Consider the following 19,645-nt stretch of genomic DNA (forward strand, 5'->3'; position numbering starts at 1 on the left):
GGACAGTCGGCGGGGGGTGTCTCAGAAACCATCGTTTGATAGACGCCCCACCGGCGATCACTCACAGCAACTGCCCACAGAATTACCCCAACTGACCATGCGAGAGTTTTCCCTCCCTGCCGTTCAATCTCCGGCGAGGTTGGGGGTCACCCCCTGGTCGGGGTCACCAGCGGTGAGGCTTCACCCGCTCAGCAGCCCAACCACCCGGCTGCCGCAGCGCCGTCTCGCGGTTGTGGCACGACGTGCACAGCAGACGGAGCCGAGACCACGCGTCAGAATCTGACACACCCCGAGCCACCAGCGCGCGGTGCGACTCCGGAAAGTGGTCAGCCACCGTCGACGCAGACCCGCACAGCACACACCAGGGATGCGCGTACACGTACCGCCGACGGATGCGCTGCCACCTGGTCCCGTATCCCTTGGCCGTGGTCGCCCCGCGCTGCTGCTCAGCTTCCCTCGCATGCTTCGGACAGCGTCCACCCGTGGTCAACTCGGGGCACCCGGGGACAGAGCACGGGGGGCGGGGCTTTCGGGGCATGAGGGTACCTCCGATCGGCAGGCGCATACTGGACTTATGGGAAAACGCGAGCGATGGTTCGATGAAGGAGCGCCACTACTCCGCCAGACCATTGAAGGATTCGGCGGCGAAATCCCACCTGGCGACTTCTACATGTGCCCCTGCTGCATGATTGCGTACCCACGCGAAGCCCTAGCCGCAAAACCAAGAATCCTGACCGTTGAGCACGTTCCGCCTAAGAGGCTAAGGGGGCATGGTCTGCTGCTCACATGTAGCGACTGCAACAGCACCCATGGCAGCAAATTTGACGCTCAAGCAATAAAACGTCAGGCGATGGAGGCTGTAGGCAGGGGAGAAGATCCGAGACGGAATTTGAGGGCGACGTTTATAGTTAATGGCATCGAGATGCCCTGCGTGGTGTCTTTTGTGAATGGCAGGTGGGTAGCTCGGGCGACTGGAACGCATCCGGAAAATGCTGACGCTCATGCAGAAGCGCTGCAACGAGCACGCGAGAGCGGGGACTTTTCGTCTGCCAAATTCATAATACGAGAAGAGTACGATCCTGCACGCGCCAATGTGTCGTGGATTCGGTCGGCGTATCTCGCCGCATTCATAGCACTGGGGTGGGGGTACGTATTTCAGTCGACGCTATCGCCGGTCCGAGACCAACTTAAGGATCCCGACCCGGCAACTTTTCAGTCTCTCACCGGGAATTTGCCGGACCAACCTGCCGGTGGCAGAAAGATAACAATTATCGAGCGGCCGGAAGGATTGATGTCCGTAGCTGTCGTTATCGACCGCCGTGTGGTGTTTCTTCCCGACCCCTGGGGCGAGCATTCGTGGGACCATCTATCGCAGGCGGTTGAACCATACACTGATCGCGAGCAGTCAGTGAGGATATCCGGGAATGGCCTGGATGTTCCCTGGCCAATCGGCGCGGAGAACCGTTATCGACTGGACAAGATTTGACAGGCAGCGCCGTCTGCATTGTCGTCAAGAGGGCAGGCAGGCGCTACAGGCTCACGAGCACATGCACGGTCCCGGGCCATCGCTCATCACCCGCATCGTCGTCCGCCCCAAAGCTCGGGGACGCGGATGGGGCAGCGAGGTACTGCGGGACGTGTGCATGGACGCTGATGCTGAGGGCATCACGCTGATGCTCCAGGTGCAGCCCAACCCTGCCGGACTCGCCGCCGAAGCGCTCACAGCCTGGTACCAGCGCCATGGCTTCGAAGCGGTGCCCGGCACAGACACCATGGTCAGGAAACCCGCGCCCCGAACTCCGTGTTCGTCTTGAGCTGGTGGCACCCGCGGCACAGCACCTGCACATTCCCGTCCGTGTCGGCCCCTCCCGTCGCGAGGGGCCCCGCGTGGTCCGCGTCCAGCGGTACGGGGATCAAACCACCGTCACCGCGCGCGCCGACAGATGCGGCGGCGACCACTCGTCCATCAACTGGTCCTTCTTCGACGCGTTGCAGAGCACGCAGACCACACGCAGGTTGGCGACCGTTGACAGGCCACCCCGCGATATCGGGATCAGGTGATCAATCACCCCTCCCTCGGGCAGCGGAGCCGAGCAGTGGAAACACCCGGCATCCCCGTGCGCCTCCCGCACCTTGCGCTGGACCGTCACCCGACGCGCCACGGTGCGCTGAGTCTTCTGGCAGTCACGGCACACCCCATCGCGGAACTTGAGCACCACAGGCTTACCGCAGCGCCGACACGGCACCGGCTCGCGCTTCGTCCGGGCACGCTTGCGGACATACTCAGCGGCACGGCTGCACTCCTCGGAGCAGTACAGACGGCCCCGGCCACCCGACACACCCACAGGGTTCGAACACTTCGGCCCCTGGCACGGCTTTGCGGCGGCCTCTTGCCGCCTCTGCTCCACCCGCTTACGGCGCTCAGCCCGGCGCGATTCGTCCACTTCCTCAGCGCAGCGCAGGCAGTACAGCGCCCACGCCTCCCGACCATGCGGCTCATCACACCGATGACAACGCGGAGCACCAGCGGCAGTACGCACCGCCTCACGCGCCTTACGGGCAGCGATCTGCAACCGGGCCGACTCGATACACAACGGCGCACCACACGTCCCACGGTCGGAACGTGGACGCGGACCAAGGCACTCCGAACACGTGGCGCGCGACTCGTCAAGGGCCGTCAAGCGACACCCCACCTCTTCCATTTTTGTTGATCATGAAGGCTTGCTGCGGGGGCGCTGCAAGCCAGTAACCGCAAGGATTGGGACGGGGGGCAGGACAGGGCCCAAAGAAGCAAATCAGCGGAAACCGAGACCCACCCCGTGAACGTCGTTCCACCACTCCCCCGACGAATCCGTGACCGAAGTCCGATGTCGCCCCCGACCCTAGCCAGACCCACTGACAGCAACCCCGCAGGTCACACACGCTGCCAGGAACGCCGAACGGCCCGCCACCAGGTTTCCCCAGCAACGAGCCGTGAACGGCGCTCAGGCAGGCCTACAGGGCCTCTTGCTGCGCGATGTCGTCCAAGAGGTCCTGTCTGATCTCCTCATGCTGTTCCGGCGTCAGGGGAGCACGCCGAGCGGGCGTGGAAGCTTCGTCTTCCAGGTCGGCGGCGATGGCTGCCAACGCTGCGGCTTCCGGGTCTTCCGGTTCGATGCGGGCGCGCTCCCCCACGGGCAGACGCTTGCCCCCGGCAGGCTCAACCCGGATCACAAGCCCCGCGTTCGCCAGCAGGGCCGCGCGGGCCGCCAGCGTGGACGACTCCCAGAGCTCGCCGAAGGTGCGGCCCGTGTCGCGCGTCTCCCAGTGCGGTTCGGTGTCCGGCGTCGCGTCCAGCACATCACGGCGGGAGAGTAGCGCGGTCATCTTCTCCCGGTACTCCGCTTCGTCCTCCGCCCCCTTGTAGAGCCCTGCCTCACGGTCTGCGCGCATGGCCTTAATGGCGGACGCCACGACCAACCTTTCCTGTCGGTTGCTGCTGCCGGGGTGCCACACGTTCTCCACCACCCGCATATGGCCGTAGACGGTCGTCATCCGCTCGTTCACCCAGTCCTCAAGGTCAGTGGTCCGGATGAACGGCGCGGGCTTGTGGCGCAGTTCGTTGGGCTGTGAGCACTTCAACCCCGTGTGGCCGTGCGCCACGGTCTGAGTCATCCTGACGTCGCACACTCCGCAGCGCGTGGCCGCCTGCAACCAGTGCGCATCATGGCGCTGCGTCCGGGTGACCTCCATGGTGTCGAGAGCCGCCTGCACGGCCTCCCACTCCTCCCAGGTGAGCACGGGTTCCCAGACAACCAGCGGCAACCCGTCCGGCCCGGTCTCCGGTCGGCCGTTCGCGCCCACCCGGTAGCCCAACTGCACCTGATTGCGGAGGATGGCGCGCACCGCGTTCCCCCGCCAGTAGGTGTCGCGCGCCTCGTGCCCGCTTGCGCGCTTCGCGGTCGCCCCCTGCTGCCGGGAAGTGGGCACCCCTTCGTCGTTGAGCATCTTGGCGACGGCCGTAGCGGAGTGCCCAGCGGTGATGAGCATGGCCATGCGCCGGATGACCTTGACGGCTTCCGGGTCGCGTACCAGGGTGCGCCCCTTGCCAGACGGGTGCGGGGCCGGGGTCAGCCCGTACGGGAAGCGGCCCCCGACGAACTTGTTGGACTCCAGCCCCTTGCGCCGTGCGTCCATGGACCGCTCGCGGATCATGGCTCGCTCCAGCTTGGCGAACACCGCGATGATCTCCGCCATGGCGACACCCATCGGAGACGAGAGATCAAGCGGCTCCGTGCAGCTCACCAGGGCGACCCCAGCCCTCTTGCACCGCTCCATCAGCTCAGCGAACGCCAGCGTGGACCGGGACAGACGGTCCAGCTTGTAAAACACGATGGCGTCCACTTCGTCCAGCCTGGCGAGCATCTTGGACATGGCCGGGCGGTCTTCCGGGTCCGTCGCGCCGCTGACCCCTTCGTCGGCGAAGTCGTCCACGATCTTCCACCCGCGACGGTCGCACTCAGCGGCGCAGTGCTCTCCCTGCCGCTCGATGCTGGTGGTGCGCTCCGTCACCCGGGAGATGCGGCGGTACGTGAAGACCCTCATGGGCTCCATGGGAACATGCCCCCTACCTGCTGATATAGGTATGGGCACCCCTCAGTTGCCACCCGTTGTGACTCTGATCGGTACGGGTGCGTCTACTGCTTCGCGCGCCGGACCCACGGCTATCTGGACCTCGACACCGGGCTCGGCTTCGACTCCCAGATCGTGGTGAAGCTCAACGCCCCCGAGTTGCTCCGCCACGAGCTGGCCTCCCGCCGCTGGCGGGGCGAGCACATCGCGATGGGCACCAATGTCGACTGCTACCAGCGCGCCGAGGGCCGATACCGGCTGATGCCCGGCATCCTCACCGCGCTCGCCGAGCGCGCCAACCCGTTCTCCATCCTCACCAAGGGGACCCTGATCCTGCGCGACCTGGAGCTGCTGTGCCGCGCCGCGGAGGTGACCGACGTCGGCGTCTCGGTCTCCGTCGGCTTCACCGACGCCGAGCTGTGGCGCACGGTCGAGCCGGGCACCCCGTCCCCCGAGCGGCGGCTGGACGTCGTACGGACCCTCGCCGACCGCGGCATCCCGTGCGGGGTGCTGATGGCCCCGGTCATCCCGTACCTGGGCGACTCCCCGTCGCAACTGCGCGCCACGGTACGGGCCATCGCGGCGGCCGGTGCCACGTCGGTGACCCCGCTGGTGCTGCATCTGCGGCCGGGTGCGCGCGAGTGGTTCATGTCCTGGCTGGCCCGGCACCATCCGCGTCTGGTGCGCCGGTACGAGGCGCTGTACGCGGACGGGGCGTACGCCCCGAAGTGGTACCAGCGGCGCGTGACCGGCCAGGTGCACGAGCTGGCGGCGGAGTACGGCATCGGCCCGTGGCGGCCGAGCGCGGACCGCCGCGCCCCCGCCCCCGAGCCGTCGCCCGCAACCGCCCCCGAAGCCACCCAGTTGTCGCTGCTGTGAGCGATTGTCGGTGCCGTGCGCGATGATCGTCCCGGGCCCGTACGACCGTTGGGCCGAGGACAGCGAGGAGTTCCCATGACGCAGCTCCACCACGTGGCGGCCCCCGAGGGCCTGGCACCCGGCACCGGCTACAGCCACGTCGTCTGGGGCACGGGGCGGTTCGTGGCGGTCTCGGGCCAGATCGCCCTGGACGAGAAGGGCGACCTGGTGGGCGAGGGGGACCCGGCGGCCCAAGCCCGCCAGGTCTTCGCCAACCTGGGGCGCTGCCTGGCGGCGGCGGGCGCGACCTTCGCCGACGTGGTGAAGCTGACCTACTTCGTCACCGACATCGACCATCTGCCGCCGATACGCGAGGCCCGCGACGAGGTCGTCGACCCGGCCCGCCCGCCGGCCAGTTCGGCGGTCCAGGTCACGGCGCTGATCCGGCCGGAGCTGCTGCTGGAGATCGAGGCGTACGCGATCGTGGGCGAGACCACCTAGGTCCCGCGGCCGAGGTCTCGCGCCCGATCCGTGCCGCGGCGGCTGTTGTTAGCGTCGCGGCCATGAGCGATCAGAACGACGAGAACGGGCACCCGGAGCCGCGCAGTCGCGGGCAGCGGAGGCAGGACACCCTCGCGCGGCTGGAGAAGGACATCGACGCATGGGTTGCCACCGCCTCCGGTGACGGTCAGCCCTGCCTGGTGCCGCTGGAGTTCGTGTGGGACGACGGCACGCTCCTGATGTGCACCCGGCGCACCACTCCCACCGCCCGGAATCTCATGGCCGGCGGACCGGTCACGGTCACGCTCGACGGGACCCGCGACGTGGTGCTCGTGAAGGGCAGGGCGACGGCGATCGAGGGCCCGCGCCTCCCGGTGGCCTCGGCGGACGCCTTCGCGGCGAAGCTCGGGTGGGACCCCCGCGACCGCGACGAGTGGGTCTACCTGCGCGTCACACCGCGTGTGATCAGGGCCTGGCGGGAGGAGAACGAGCTGCCCGAGCGGCTCATCATGCGCGACGGCGAGTGGCTCGCCTAGCCTCCGGCCGCGAGCAGGGCGGGCCGAGTTCCCGGCGCCGTCTCCGCGCCCCCGAAAACCGGTTGTCCCCGCTCCTATGGTGGTTCGTATGCGGGTACGGGAGATGACCGAGGCGGACATCGACGCCGTGGCGGCGGTGCGGGTGCGCGGCTGGCAGGCGGCGTACACCGGGCTGATGCCCCAGGCGCACCTGGATGCCCTGAGCGTGGCCGAGGACGCGGCGCGGCGCCGGGAGTTCTTCTCGCGCGGACTGGGCGACGTGGTGAACCTGGTCGCGGAGACGGCGGACGGCGGCGTCGCGGGCTGGGCGTGCTTCGGACCGTACCGCGAGCGCGACCTGCCCAGCGGGGACGCGGAGCTGTACGCCCTCTATGCCCGCCCGGAGCTGGTGGGCACCGGCGTCGGGCGCGCGCTGCTGGGCGAGACGCTCGCGCGGGTCACCGAGCGCGGCTTCCCCCGGCTGCGGTTGTGGGTGCTCAAGGGGAACGCGCGTGCGCGGCGCTTCTATGAGCGGGCGGGTTTCACGCCGGACGGCGGGGAGGAGTCGTACGACGTGGACGGCGCCGCCGTGCCCGAGCTGCGCTACGTACTCGGCTTGGGCCGCGTCTCCGGCTGAGGCCGGGTGCCGGGGCGGCTCCGGGGCACCGGGGGCTGGGCCCGCAGCCCTGACTGCGGGCGCGCGCCGGGCTGCGGCCGGGCTCCCTCCTGGGACCCTGGGCGAGCCCCCTGCTGAGGTCCTGGACGAGTGCCTTGCTGAGGCGCCGTGCGGGCTCCCCCCTGAGGTCCCGGACGCGTGCCCTGCTTCGGTCCCGGACGGGCCCCCGGCTGGGGCCGCGGCCCGGGCTGGACCTCGGTGCCGGACTCCGCGCGGGCGAGTGCCGCGGAGGCCGCCGCCGTCAGCTGCGGATACGCGCTGGCCGCCGTCAGCACCGGGATGGCCCGCGGGTCGCCGAGCGCGCCCAGCCCCTCCACACAGGCGCGGGCGATCGGCCAGTGGTGATCGTTGGAGGACAGCAGCCGCTCCAGGGTGGCGATCAGGGCGGGCGCGGACTCCGGCGCGCGCAGTTCGACCAGCAGCCGGATCGGGTGCAGGGCGTAATGGGTGCGCACCGGGTTGGTGGCCAGGGCCGCCGCCGCGCGGGCGGTGCGCGGGTCGCCGAGCCGGGCCAGCGCCCGCGCGGCGGTGACGCAGCGCACCGGGTCGCGGTAGTTGAGCATGAGCACGAGCGTCTCGAAGGCCCGGCGGTCTCCCGCGCTGCCGAGCACATAGGCGGCGGTCTCCCGCGCCCACAGCGGCTGCTCCGGTGCGACCAGTACGCGGGCGAGCTCTTCGCGAGCGGCGGGGGTGCGCTCGCGTACCAGGCCGAGCAGCCGGACGTACGCCGCCGTCTCCTGCGGGGACGTGAGCGAAGCGCGCACCCTGTCGGCCAGGGCGCGGAAATCGTCTTCCATGGGCCGGTGCCTCCCCAGTGGCTGTACGCAGTGGCGCGCGCCACAGCGCTTGAGTTACGAACGAGCTCTGGCGTTCTCGGTTACCCGCGAGTTAAGCTCCGGGACACGAGCAGCACTCCGTGCTCGGGCGGCCTGGTGACGCAGCCGCCATGAGTGAAGTCGGTTCGGCACTCGAAGTAGGGCCAGGCCCCGGGACAGGGCCGGCCGCACATGTTGCTCGCGGGTTTCTACGACCAGTGGTGCCCGCCCAGCAGCTCCTAACTCCCTTTCCGTGTAACGCCGATGGCGTCTTCTCGCGGAACCGGAGCTCCCTCAGTCGTCACCCTCCCCATGCCCGGGGAACACCCTCTGGAGTCTCGCGATGGACCGTCAGTCCACCCCTGATCCCTCCTCCGCCCCCTCCTCCGCCCTCCGCGTGATCGCCGTCGTCGGCCTCGGCACGATGGGCACCGGTATCGCCGAGGTGCTCGCCCGCGCCGGCCGCCAGGTGATCGGTATCGACATCAGCGCGGCCGCCGCCGAAGGTGCCTCCGCCGCCCTGGACGCCTCGACCGCGCGCGCCGTGCGCCGGGAGAAGATCACCGAGGCCGAGCGGACGGAGATCCTGGCCCGCTTCCGCACCTCCACCGAGCTGTCCGCCGCCGCCGAGGCGGACCTGGTCATCGAGGTCGTGCCGGAGGACTACGCCACCAAGCACGAGGTCTTCACCGCCCTGGACGCGGTCGTCCGGCCGGAGGCGATCCTGGCGACCGGCACCAACGCGCTGTCGGTGACCCGGCTGGCCGCCGACTCCGCGCGCCCCGAGCGGGTGCTCGGACTGCACTTCTTCAACCCCGCGCCGGCCATGAAGCTGGTGGAGGTCGTCTCCTCGGTGCTGACCGCTCCGGCGGCCGTCACCGCGGTCACCGAGCTGGCCCGCGAGCTGGGCAAGGAGCCGGTGGCGGTGGGCGACCGGCCCGGTTTCGTCGCCGACGGGCTGCTGTTCGGCTACCTCAACCAGGCCGCGGCGATGTACGAGTCGAAGTACGCCACGCGCGAGGACATCGACGCCGCGATGCGGCTCGGCTGCGGGCTGCCGATGGGGCCGCTGGCGCTGCTGGACCTGATCGGCGTGGACACCGCCCGTACCGTGCTGGAGGCGATGTACGCCGCGTCCGGCGACCGGCTGCACGCACCCGCACCGATCCTCGGCCAGCTCAGCGAGGCGGGGCTGACCGGCCGCAAGGCGGGTCGCGGCTTCTACACCTACGCGGCGCCGGGCGGTGCGGAGGTCGTGGCGGACGCGGAGACGCCGGGAGACGCGCACGAGCTGGCCGCGAGCCGCACGGTGCGCAGCGTCGGGGTCGCCGGTTCGGGCACCATGGCCAGCGGGATCGCCGAGGTCTTCGCCAAGGCGGGCTTCGCGGTGGTGCTGGCGGCCCGGAGCCAGGAGAAGGCGGACACCGCCAAGGCCCGGATCGCCAAGTCGCTGAAGCGCTCTGTCGACAAGGGGCGGATGACCGCCGAGGCCCGGGAGGAGACGCTGGCGCGGATCACTCCGGCCGGCTCATTGGACGCCTTCGCGGAGGTGGACCTGGCGGTGGAGGCGGTCGCCGAGGACCTGGCCGTCAAGCAGCAGCTGTTCCAGTCCCTGGACAAGGTGTGCAAGCCGGGTGCCGTGCTGGCCACCACCACCTCCTCGCTGCCGGTGGTCGCCTGCGCCCGTGCCACGTCGCGGCCGCAGGACGTGATCGGCATGCACTTCTTCAACCCGGCGCCGGCGATGAAGCTCGTCGAGGTGGTGCGGACCGTGCTCACCGGTGACGACGTGCACGCGACCGTGCGCGCCGTGTGCGCGAAGGTGCGCAAGCACCCGGTGGACTGCGGCGACCGGGCCGGGTTCATCGTCAACGCGCTGCTGTTCCCGTATCTGAACAACGCGGTGAAGATGGTGCAGGAGCACTACGCGTCGCTGGACGACATCGACGCGGCGATGAAGCTGGGCGGCGGCTACCCGATGGGCCCCTTCGAGCTGCTGGACGTGGTCGGCCTGGACGTGTCGCTGGCGATCGAGAAGGTGCTGCACCGCGAGTTCCGCGACCCCGGCCTGGCGCCCGCGCCGCTGCTGGAGCACCTGGTCGCGGCGGGCTGCCTCGGGCGTAAGACGGGGCGCGGCTTCCGCGAGTATGCGAAGGCCTGACGAGGTCCCGGGGTGGGGCGGGCTGCTGGAGCCCGACAGCGGTCCGCCCCGGCACACGCACTCTTCGGCGTGTTACGTTCCCCACATGTCCCAGCCCGTGAAGTCCGCACGTGTGAACCGCAGCATCTCCCCGGAAGGTCCCGAGAGCGCCGGTTCGCGCCGCGCCGCCGCCCAGCGGCTGACCATGCGCCGCAAACTGGCGGCCGCCGCGATGGAGTTGTTCGCGACGAAGGGCTACGAGGCGACGACGGTCGACGAGATCGCGGCCGCGGCAGGGGTCGCCCGGCGCACGTTCTTCCGCCACTTCCGCTCCAAGGAAGAGGCGATCTTCCCCGACCACGACGACACCCTGGTGCGGGCGGAGGCGGTCCTGGAGGCCGCGCCGCCGCATGAGAACCCGCTGGACACCGTGTGCCGGGGCATCAAGGAGGTCATGAGGATGTACGCGGCCTCCCCGGCCGCGTCGGTGGAGCGCTACCGGCTGACCCGCGAGGTGCCCGCGCTGCGGGAGGCCGAGATCGCCTCCGTCGCCCGGTACGAGCGGCTGTTCACCCGCTATCTGCTGGGCCACTTCGACGAGGGGGCGCACCAGGTCGGCGACGACGATCCGCTGCTGGCGGAGGTCGCGGCGTCCGCCGTGGTCACCGCGCACAACCATGTGCTGCGGCGCTGGCTGCGCGCCGGGGGGCAGGGCGATGTGGAGGCGCAGCTGGACCACGCCTTCGCGATCGTGCGGGAGACGTTCGGGACCGGCATCGGGGCCGGGCGGACGGCCCCGGGCGGCAGGGGCCCGGCGGCCACCGCGTCCACCGAGGGCGAGGTGCTGGTGGCGGTGGCGCGTACGGACGCCCCGCTGGCGGAGGTCATGCGGACCATCGAGCGGGCACTCAAGCGCGACTGATCGATCAACTTATCGCACACAATCACACACAGACAGAAGCGGCCGCCCCGCCACGGGGCGGCCGTTTTGCTCATGCGAGCACGGCGGACGCCACCTGAGGGAAATTGTTGGCACCCAGTGTCTTGTCTCATGGCACGCGGTGCCATAGCTTGAGGGTGTCCGGGCGGCCGGCGCGCAGAGAACCGTCGCGCGTCGGCTGTCCCCGCAACCCTTGGTCGCGCGCCCGGACGCCTGCGTCACAGGCACTGCAGAGAGCGCCCCACCCCGCGCACCGCCGAGCACCACCTCCGCCGAACCGACGGCACCGTCAGCACCACCCGTCATCGACCCCAGCGTTCCCTCAAGCGTTCCCAGACGCTTCGCCGGAGGCCCAAGTGAACGAGATCCTGGACGCGATCCTCGCGACCGACACCACGCCAGCGGACTTCGCGGCGCTCCCCCTGCCCGACTCGTACCGCGCGATCACGGTGCACAAGGACGAGGCCGAGATGTTCGCCGGCCTCCCCACCCGCGAGAAGGACCCCCGCAAGTCCCTCCACCTGGACCAGGTCCCGGTGCCCGAACTCGGCCCCGGCGAGGCACTCGTCGCCGTGATGGCCAGCTCGGTCAACTACAACTCCGTGTGGACCTCGATCTTCGAGCCGCTGCCGACCTTCGCCTTCCTGGAGCGGTACGGCAAGCTCTCCCCGCTCACCAAGCGGCACGACCTCCCGTACCACATCATCGGCTCCGACCTGGCGGGCGTCGTGCTGCGCACCGGCCCCGGCGTCAACGCCTGGAAGCCCGGCGACGAGGTCGTGGCGCACTGCCTGTCGGTGGAGCTGGAGAGCGCCGACGGCCACGACGACACGATGCTCGACCCCGAGCAGCGCATCTGGGGCTTCGAGACCAACTTCGGCGGGCTGGCCGAGATCGCGCTGGTGAAGTCCAACCAGCTGATGCCCAAGCCGCGGCATCTGAGCTGGGAGGAGGCGGCCGCGCCGGGGCTGGTCAACTCGACCGCGTACCGGCAGCTGGTCTCCCGCAACGGCGCCGGGATGAAGCAGGGCGACAACGTCCTGATCTGGGGCGCCAGCGGCGGACTCGGCTCGTACGCCACCCAGTTCGCGCTCGCCGGCGGGGCCAACCCCATCTGTGTGGTCTCCAGCCCCCAGAAGGCGGAGATCTGCCGGTCCATGGGCGCCACGGCGATCATCGACCGCACCGCCGAGGGCTACAAGTTCTGGAAGGACGAGCACACCCAGGACCCCAGGGAGTGGAAGCGCCTCGGCAAGCGCATCCGCGAACTGACCGGCGGCGAGGACGTGGACATCGTCTTCGAGCACCCCGGCCGCGAGACCTTCGGCGCGTCCGTCTACGTCACCCGCAAGGGCGGCACCATCGTCACCTGCGCGTCCACCTCCGGCTACAACCACGAGTACGACAACCGCTACCTGTGGATGTCGCTGAAGCGGATCGTCGGCTCGCACTTCGCCAACTACCGCGAGGCGTGGGAGGCCAACCGCCTGATCGCCAAGGGCAAGATCCACCCGACGCTGTCGAAGACGTACTCCCTGGAGGAGACGGGCCAGGCGGCGTACGACGTCCACCGCAACCTCCACCAGGGCAAGGTCGGCGTGCTGTGCCTGGCCCCCGAGGAGGGCATGGGCGTGCGCGACCAGGAACTGCGCGACCAGCACATCGACGCCATCAACCGCTTCCGGAATGTGTGAGACACACGCATGACAGAACGTCGTAAAGACCGTCCGTGGCTGATGCGGACGTACGCCGGGCACTCCACCGCCGAGGCGTCCAACGAGCTGTACCGGCGCAACCTCGCCAAGGGCCAGACGGGCCTTTCGGTGGCGTTCGACCTGCCGACGCAGACCGGCTACGACCCCGACCACATCCTCGCCCGCGGCGAGGTCGGCCGGGTCGGGGTCCCGGTCTCCCACCTCGGCGACATGCGGCGGCTGTTCCAGGACATCCCGCTGGAGCAGATGAACACCTCGATGACCATCAACGCGACCGCCATGTGGCTGCTCGCGCTGTACCAGGTCGTCGCGGAGGAGCAGGGCGCGGACGTCACCAAGCTCCAGGGGACGACGCAGAACGACATCGTCAAGGAGTACCTGTCGCGCGGGACGTACGTCTTCCCGCCCGGTCCCTCGCTGCGGCTGACGACCGACATGATCACGTACACGGTCAACCACATCCCGAAGTGGAACCCGATCAACATCTGCAGCTACCACTTGCAGGAGGCGGGGGCCACTCCGGTCCAGGAGATCTCGTACGCGATGTCCACCGCGATCGCCGTGCTCGACGCGGTGTTCGCCTCCGGCCAGGTCCCCGAGGACCGCAGGGGCGACGTCGTCGCACGGATCTCCTTCTTCGTCAACGCCGGGGTCCGGTTCGTCGAGGAGATGTGCAAGATGCGCGCCTTCGGCCGCATCTGGGACAAGATCACGCGTGAGCGGTACGGCATCGACAACCCCAAGCAGCGCCGGTTCCGCTACGGCGTCCAGGTCAACTCCCTCGGGCTGACCGAGGCGCAGCCGGAGAACAACGTCCAGCGCATCGTCCTGGAGATGCTGGCCGTCACCCTCTCCAAGGACGCACGCGCGCGTGCCGTCCAGCTCCCGGCCTGGAACGAGGCCCTGGGGCTGCCCCGCCCCTGGGACCAGCAGTGGAGCCTGCGCATCCAGCAGGTCCTCGCGCACGAGAGCGACCTGCTGGAGTACGACGACATCTTCGCCGGCAGCCATGTCATCGAGGCCAAGGTGGACGCCCTGGTCACCGAGTGCCTGGCCGAGATCGACCGGATCCAGGAGATGGGCGGCGCGATGGCCGCCGTCGAGTCCGGCTATCTGAAGTCGGAGCTGGTCTCCTCGCACGCGCAGCGCCGGGCGCGGATCGAGGCCGGCGAGGAGAAGATCGTCGGCGTCAACTGCTACGAGTCCACCGAGCCCAACCCGCTCACCGCCGACCTGGACACCGCGATCATGACGGTGGACGCCGCCAACGAGGAACGGGTGGTCGCCGCCCTGCACCGGTGGCGGGACGACCGCGACGAGGTGTCGGCGCAGGAGTCGCTGTCGGCGCTGAAGAAGGCGGCGGCGGGCGAGGAGAACCTGTTCGCCGCCACGCTCCGGTGCGCCCGCGCGGGCGTGACGACCGGCGAGTGGGCGTGGGCGCTGCGGGACGTGTTCGGCGAGTTCCGCGCCCCGACGGGCGTCAGCAGCGCCCCGGTGGCGGTCACCGCGGAAGCCGGCACGCCGCTTGCCGCGGTGCGGGAGAAGGTGGCCCGTACCGCCGAGGAGCTGGGCTCCGGCAAGCTGCGGCTGCTGGTCGGCAAGCCCGGTCTGGACGGTCACAGCAACGGCGCCGAGCAGATCGCCGTACGGGCCCGGGACGCGGGCTTCGAGGTGGTCTACCAGGGGATCCGGCTGACCCCCGAGCAGATCGTCTCCGCCGCCGTCGCGGAGGACGTGCACTGCGTCGGCGTCTCCATCCTCTCCGGATCACACGCCGAACTGGTCCCCGACGTCGTGGAGCGGCTGCGCGCGGCCGGGGCGGGTGACATGCCCGTCATCGCGGGCGGCATCATTCCGTCCGCCGACGCCGCCGCGCTGCGCGAGGCCGGAGTCGCGGCCGTCTTCACGCCCAAGGACTTCGGCATCACGGAGATCATCGGCCGTATCGTCGACGAGATCCGGAAAGCGAACAAGCTCGACCCTCTGGAGGTTCCCGCATGACCGTCAACCGTCTGCGTCCGCGCCGCTCGTGCCTGGCCGTCCCGGGCTCGAACCCGCGCTTCCTGGAGAAGGCCCAGGGGCTCCCCGCCGACCAGGTCTTCCTGGACCTGGAGGACGCGTGCGCGCCGCTCGCCAAGGAGGGCGCGCGGCACACGATCGTGGACTTCCTGAACAACGGTGACTGGACGGGCAAGACCCGGGTCGTGCGGGTCAACGACTGGACCACCCACTGGACGTACCGGGACGTGATCACGGTCGTCGAGGGCGCGGGCCAGAACCTCGACTGCATCATGCTGCCCAAGGTGCAGGACGCCCAGCAGATCGTGGCGCTGGACCTGCTGCTGACCCAGATCGAGAAGACGATGGGCTTCGAGGTCGGCCGGATCGGCATCGAGGCGCAGATCGAGAACGCCAAGGGCCTGGTGAACGTCGACGCGATCGCCGCCGCCTCGCCGCGCCTGGAGACCATCATCTTCGGCCCGGCCGACTTCATGGCCTCGATCAACATGAAGTCGCTGGTCGTCGGCGAGCAGCCGCCGGGCTACCCGGCCGACGCGTACCACTACATCCTGATGCGCATCCTGATGGCCGCCCGTACGCACGACCTCCAGGCCATCGACGGCCCGTACCTCCAGATCAAGAACGTGGACGGCTACCGCGAGGTCGCGGGCCGGGCGGCGGCGCTGGGCTTCGACGGCAAGTGGGTGCTGCACCCGGGCCAGGTCGAGGCGGCCAACGAGGTCTTCTCCCCCACCCAGGAGGACTACGACCACGCCGAGCTGATCCTGGACGCGTACGAGTGGTGCACGTCCGAGGCGGGCGGCAAGAAGGGCTCGGCGATGCTCGGCGACGAGATGATCGACGAGGCCAGCCGCAAGATGGCGCTGGTGATCGCGGGCAAGGGCCGCGCCGCCGGTATGCAGCGCACCAGCAAGTTCGAGGCCCCGGAGGCGTAACCGATGCAGTTTGGCCGCACCTACGAAGAGTTCACCATCGGTGACGTCTACAAGCACTGGCCGGGGAAGACGGTCACCGAGTACGACGACCACCTCTTCTGTCTGCTCACGATGAACCACCACCCGCTCCACATGGACACCAATTACGCCGAGAAGACGACGGACTTCGGCAGGAACGTGGTGGTGGGCAACTACATCTACTCGCTGCTGCTGGGCATGTCCGTGCCGGACGTCTCCGGCAAGGCGATCGCCAACCTGGAGATCGAGTCGCTGCGGCACGTGGCGCCGACCTTCCACGGCGACACGATCTACGGCGAGACGACCGTGCTCGACAAGACGCCGTCGAAGTCCAAGTCGGACCGCGGCATCGTCTACGTCGAGACCAAGGGCTACAAGCAGGACGGCACGCTGGTCTGCGTGTTCCGGCGCAAGGTGATGGTGCCGACCGCCACGTACATCAAGGAGCGCGGCGGCGAGCAGCCGGGCCGCCCGCCCGTCTCCCACCACCACCCTCAAACGGCGCCCCTACGGGGCGGCACCCCTGAGTCCGGACCGCGTGAAGGGAAGAAGTGAGATGGGGCGTCTGGCACAGACCGACGGGCTGACCGAGATCCAGCAGGAGATCCTGCGTACGGTCCGTGACTTCGTCGACAAGGAGATCCTGCCGGTCGCCACCGACCTGGAGCACCGCGACGAGTACCCGGCACAGATCGTCGAGGGGCTCAAGGAGCTCGGCGTCTTCGGGCTGATGATCCCAGAGGAGTACGGCGGCCTCGGTGAGTCCCTTCTCACGTACGCGCTGTGCGTGGAGGAGATCGCGCGCGGCTGGATGAGTGTGTCGGGCATCATCAACACGCACTTCATCGTGGCCTACATGCTCAAGCAGCACGGCACGCAGGAGCAGAAGGACTATTTCCTGCCGAAGATGGCGCTGGGCGAGATCCGTGGCGCCTTCTCGATGTCGGAGCCGGGCCTGGGGTCCGATGTGTCGGCGATCAGCACCAAGGGTGAGCGGGACGGGGACGACTTCGTGCTCACCGGTCAGAAGATGTGGCTGACCAACGGCGGCACGTCCTCGCTGGTGGCCGTGTTGTGCCGGACCGACGAGGGCCACCCTGAGGGCACCGCGCCGCACAAGTCCATGACCACCTTCCTGATCGAGAAGGAGCCGGGCTTCGGCGAGGTCCGGCCGGGTCTGACCATCCCCGGCAAGATCGAGAAGATGGGCTACAAGGGGGTCGACACCACCGAGCTCATTCTCGACGGACTGCGCATTCCGGCCGATCGTGTGCTCGGCGGGACCACCGGTCGCGGTTTTTACCAAATGATGGACGGCGTCGAGGTCGGACGGGTCAACGTGGCCGCGCGTGGCTGCGGCGTCGCTCAGCGTGCGTTCGAGCTGGGCGTTGCATACGCACAGCAGCGAAGCACCTTCGGGAAGCCCATCGCGCAGCACCAGGCCATCCAGTTCAAACTGGCCGAAATGGCCACAAAGGTCGAAGCCGCTCATGCGATGATGGTGAATGCGGCCCGGAAAAAGGACTCGGGCCAGCGCAATGACCTCGAAGCGGGCATGGCCAAGTACCTGGCCTCGGAGTACTGCAAAGAGGTCGTGGAGGACGCCTTCCGCATCCACGGCGGATACGGCTTCTCCAAGGAGTACGAGATCGAGCGCCTCTACCGGGAGGCCCCGATGCTTCTCATCGGCGAAGGCACCGCTGAGATCCAGAAAATGATCATAGGACGACGACTGCTGGAGGAGTACCGCATACTGGGCTGAATGTCTGCTTCGGGATGGTATCGACGAGAAGAAGATCACATCCCGTCAGGGGACTTCGGCCACCGACTGGCCTCGGCGCTTGCCCAGTTACCGCCCGCAACCGATACCATCCCGGAAAGCCGCCGTCCCCGTATTCGCTACGCGGCATCCTCCGCTACGAAGGTCATTCATGCCCCACAGCCTCTCCTCTGCACCACGCGGCCGCGTCCGCCTCGCACGCGGAGCATCGCCGTGGCTCCTCCCGACCGTCGCCTCGGCGGCGGTCAGCCTCACGGCCGCCCGGGCCCGGCGCTCCGGGCGCTGGGCAGCCGTCGCCGTGCCCACCACCGCGCTGGCGGCGGGCATGCTGTGGTTCTTCCGCGACCCTGAGCGCGAGATCGCGCAGGGACGTGTCATCTCCCCCGCGGACGGCGTGGTGCAGAGCATCATGCCGTGGAAGGACGGACGCACCCGCGTCGCGATCTTCATGAGCCCGCTGAACGTCCACGTCAACCGCGCTCCGCTGGCGGGCACGGTGACCTCCGTGGAGCACATCCCCGGCGGATTCGTTCCGGCGTTCAACAAGGAGAGCGAGAACAACGAGCGGGTCGTCTGGCACTTCGACACCGAGCTCGGCGACATCGAGATGGTGCAGATCGCCGGCGCCGTGGCCCGCCGCATCGTGCCGTACGTCCCGCAGGGGACCAAGGTGGACCAAGGCGAACGCATCGGCCTGATCCGCTTCGGCTCGCGCGTCGACATCTACCTCCCGGAAGGTGTGGACGTCGCGGTCGAGGTGGGACAGGCTACCGTCGCGGGGGTGACTCGCCTTGACCGTGATTGATCCGGAAACACAAGCCCCGACCTGGGCCCCCGAGGCCGAGGAGGACGAAGACACCGAGGACATGCCGCTGTCCACGCGGCTGTCGATAGCGGACGCACTTACGCTCGGTAACGCCACGTGCGGCTTCATGGCGGTGTACTTCACCACCACCGGCGTCCTCATCCCGCACCTGACGGGCAACGAGGACGGCGGCATGGCGCGGCACAGCGCCGCCACCGCCGTGATGCTGATGCTGCTGGCGTCGGTGTTCGACCTCTTCGACGGGCTGGTCGCCCGCAAGCTGCGCAGCTCGGCGATGGGGGCCGAGCTGGACAACCTGTCCGACCTCATCAGCTTCGGGCTCGCGCCGGCGTACTTCGTCCTCGTCTGGGGCATGGTCGCCGACGGCGCGCACCAGCGGGTCTCGGCGGTGGCGGCGATCGTGGTGCTGCTGGCGGTGGTCCTCAGACTCGCGAGATTCTCCTGCGTGACGCTCCGGGACGGCGTCTTCCAGGGCATGCCGAGTCCGTTCGGCGCGTTGACGGTGGTCTCGGTGGTGCTCTTGGGCCTGCCGTTCATCCCGACGCTGCTGGCGATCGTGGGCGTGGCCTGGCTGATGGTGAGCCGCGTGGAGTACCCGAAGCCGCGCGGACGGCTCGCGGTGGCGATGCTCAGCTGGATCGTGACGAGCATGGGGCTGCTGGCGGCGTGGGCCTTCGAGGCACCGGGCGGCGAGCTGCTGCTGCAGACGGCGTGCTCGCTGCAGCTGGTGATGGGCGCGGTGATCCCGCTGTTCGCGACGGCGCGGCGGGTGAACGCGTTCCGCGACAACCGGCGCGAGGCGAGGGCGGCGCAGATCCCTTAGCGCCGCCGGTTCTGGCAGTGGAGGGCCCGGGCGATCGATTCGATCGCCCGGGCCCTCCGGCGTGTCGCCTCCCGGCGAGGGGCCGTGGTTGCGCGGGGGCGCCCGCGGGTGCCTGCGGCGCCGTGCGGGGGCGCCTGCGGTTGTCGACTGGGTCGGGGGCGCTCTGGGGTACCTCCTCGGTCGGCGAACCTACTGCCCATCCGCAAGGTCACCGGCAAGATGTTCGCCGCGCTGCGGGGGCACCCCGACGCACCCCCTCCCGCCGGATCGGCGGCTCACCGCCGGTGGCACCGCGCCTCGCCAGACCCCTACAGGGCCGACGCCGCACCTGCAGTCGCGATGATCGGTGACGCGCAGGGCCACCGGCGGGCGGCCGCGAGGACGGCGGAAGGGGACGTGGCGGGTGCCCCCGCAGCGCGGCGAACATCTCGCCCGTACCCCGCGGTGCGGCAGTAGGTTCGCCGACCGAG

Annotated in this window: 18 protein-coding genes and 1 pseudogene; 15 read left to right on the forward strand and 4 right to left on the reverse strand. The window is 69.3% G+C overall.

Annotated elements, in window-relative coordinates; all coding sequences use genetic code 11:
* Positions 1–574: 574 nt before the first annotated feature.
* Together ACQUSR_RS06020 and ACQUSR_RS06025 are read left to right on the forward strand one after the other, a co-directional pair.
* Positions 575–1,486: a hypothetical protein gene (locus ACQUSR_RS06020; protein WP_431041495.1), complete on the forward strand. Its 912-nt coding sequence runs from the start codon at positions 575–577 to the stop codon at positions 1,484–1,486.
* 61 nt (positions 1,487–1,547) lie between these two features.
* Positions 1,548–1,814 carry a GNAT family N-acetyltransferase gene (locus ACQUSR_RS06025; protein WP_431041496.1) on the forward strand — a complete coding sequence of 89 codons (267 nt, stop codon included), beginning with the start codon at positions 1,548–1,550 and terminating at the stop codon, positions 1,812–1,814.
* Here the strand turns inward: ACQUSR_RS06025 and ACQUSR_RS06030 are convergent.
* From ACQUSR_RS06030 to ACQUSR_RS06040, 3 genes are all read right to left on the reverse strand, one after another.
* The gene (locus tag ACQUSR_RS06030) at positions 1,777–1,959 is read right to left on the reverse strand and encodes an HNH endonuclease (RefSeq protein ID WP_431041497.1); all 183 of its coding nucleotides are present in this window, start codon (positions 1,957–1,959) and stop codon (positions 1,777–1,779) included. The genes ACQUSR_RS06025 and ACQUSR_RS06030 overlap by 38 nt on opposite strands.
* Positions 1,914–2,219, reverse strand: a complete 306-nt coding sequence (locus ACQUSR_RS06035) for an HNH endonuclease (protein WP_431041498.1) — start codon at positions 2,217–2,219, stop codon at positions 1,914–1,916. The genes ACQUSR_RS06030 and ACQUSR_RS06035 overlap by 46 nt, the downstream gene beginning before the upstream one ends.
* A 775-nt stretch (positions 2,220–2,994) precedes the next feature.
* Positions 2,995–4,584, reverse strand: coding sequence for a recombinase family protein (locus ACQUSR_RS06040; RefSeq protein WP_431041499.1), 1,590 nt, complete (start codon positions 4,582–4,584; stop codon positions 2,995–2,997).
* Positions 4,585–4,665: 81 nt separating this feature from the next.
* Between ACQUSR_RS06040 and ACQUSR_RS06045 the strand changes: the two are divergent.
* The 4 genes and pseudogenes from ACQUSR_RS06045 to ACQUSR_RS06060 all read left to right on the forward strand — a co-directional run.
* Positions 4,666–5,490 (forward strand): annotated as a pseudogene (locus ACQUSR_RS06045) (radical SAM protein); the annotation flags it as partial.
* 75 nt (positions 5,491–5,565) lie between these two features.
* Positions 5,566–5,970 carry a RidA family protein gene (locus ACQUSR_RS06050; protein ID WP_431041500.1) on the forward strand — a complete coding sequence of 135 codons (405 nt, stop codon included), beginning with the start codon at positions 5,566–5,568 and terminating at the stop codon, positions 5,968–5,970.
* 62 nt (positions 5,971–6,032) lie between these two features.
* Positions 6,033–6,506 carry a pyridoxamine 5'-phosphate oxidase family protein gene (locus tag ACQUSR_RS06055; protein WP_431041501.1) on the forward strand — a complete coding sequence of 158 codons (474 nt, stop codon included), beginning with the start codon at positions 6,033–6,035 and terminating at the stop codon, positions 6,504–6,506.
* 88 nt (positions 6,507–6,594) lie between these two features.
* A complete protein-coding gene (locus ACQUSR_RS06060) occupies positions 6,595–7,122 on the forward strand; it encodes a GNAT family N-acetyltransferase (RefSeq protein ID WP_431041502.1) in 528 nt (175 codons plus the stop codon).
* On the opposite strand, the gene ACQUSR_RS06065 is transcribed toward ACQUSR_RS06060, so the two are convergent.
* Positions 7,089–7,958 carry a HEAT repeat domain-containing protein gene (locus ACQUSR_RS06065; RefSeq protein WP_431041503.1) on the reverse strand — a complete coding sequence of 290 codons (870 nt, stop codon included), beginning with the start codon at positions 7,956–7,958 and terminating at the stop codon, positions 7,089–7,091. The genes ACQUSR_RS06060 and ACQUSR_RS06065 overlap by 34 nt on opposite strands.
* A gap of 361 nt (positions 7,959–8,319) precedes the next feature.
* On the opposite strand from ACQUSR_RS06065, the gene ACQUSR_RS06070 reads away from it, so the two are divergent.
* From ACQUSR_RS06070 to pssA, 9 genes are all read left to right on the forward strand, one after another.
* Positions 8,320–10,137: a 3-hydroxyacyl-CoA dehydrogenase family protein gene (locus tag ACQUSR_RS06070; RefSeq protein ID WP_431041504.1), complete on the forward strand. Its 1,818-nt coding sequence runs from the start codon at positions 8,320–8,322 to the stop codon at positions 10,135–10,137.
* 85 nt (positions 10,138–10,222) lie between these two features.
* Positions 10,223–11,038, forward strand: a complete 816-nt coding sequence (locus ACQUSR_RS06075) for a TetR family transcriptional regulator (protein WP_431041505.1) — start codon at positions 10,223–10,225, stop codon at positions 11,036–11,038.
* Positions 11,039–11,412: 374 nt separating this feature from the next.
* On the forward strand, positions 11,413–12,750 hold the full coding sequence (ccrA, locus tag ACQUSR_RS06080) for a crotonyl-CoA carboxylase/reductase (RefSeq protein WP_431041506.1): 1,338 nt from the start codon (positions 11,413–11,415) through the stop codon (positions 12,748–12,750).
* A 9-nt stretch (positions 12,751–12,759) separates the two neighbouring features.
* Entirely contained in the window at positions 12,760–14,772 is a 2,013-nt protein-coding gene (locus ACQUSR_RS06085; RefSeq protein ID WP_431041507.1) for a protein meaA, read from the forward strand.
* Positions 14,769–15,728 carry an HpcH/HpaI aldolase/citrate lyase family protein gene (locus tag ACQUSR_RS06090; RefSeq protein ID WP_431041508.1) on the forward strand — a complete coding sequence of 320 codons (960 nt, stop codon included), beginning with the start codon at positions 14,769–14,771 and terminating at the stop codon, positions 15,726–15,728. The genes ACQUSR_RS06085 and ACQUSR_RS06090 overlap by 4 nt, the downstream gene beginning before the upstream one ends.
* 3 nt (positions 15,729–15,731) lie before the next feature.
* Entirely contained in the window at positions 15,732–16,301 is a 570-nt protein-coding gene (locus tag ACQUSR_RS06095; RefSeq protein WP_431041509.1) for a MaoC family dehydratase, read from the forward strand.
* A 1-nt stretch (position 16,302) separates the two neighbouring features.
* Positions 16,303–17,508 carry an acyl-CoA dehydrogenase family protein gene (locus tag ACQUSR_RS06100; protein ID WP_431041510.1) on the forward strand — a complete coding sequence of 402 codons (1,206 nt, stop codon included), beginning with the start codon at positions 16,303–16,305 and terminating at the stop codon, positions 17,506–17,508.
* A gap of 169 nt (positions 17,509–17,677) precedes the next feature.
* The gene (locus tag ACQUSR_RS06105) at positions 17,678–18,331 is read left to right on the forward strand and encodes a phosphatidylserine decarboxylase (protein ID WP_431041511.1); all 654 of its coding nucleotides are present in this window, start codon (positions 17,678–17,680) and stop codon (positions 18,329–18,331) included.
* On the forward strand, positions 18,318–19,175 hold the full coding sequence (gene pssA, locus ACQUSR_RS06110; RefSeq protein ID WP_431041512.1) for a CDP-diacylglycerol--serine O-phosphatidyltransferase: 858 nt from the start codon (positions 18,318–18,320) through the stop codon (positions 19,173–19,175). Before ACQUSR_RS06105 ends, pssA begins: the two co-directional genes overlap by 14 nt.
* The last annotated feature ends 470 nt before the right edge of the window (positions 19,176–19,645 follow it).

Origin of the sequence: Streptomyces sp. P1-3, assembly GCF_050613155.1 — a bacterium.
GTDB lineage: Bacteria > Actinomycetota > Actinomycetes > Streptomycetales > Streptomycetaceae > Streptomyces.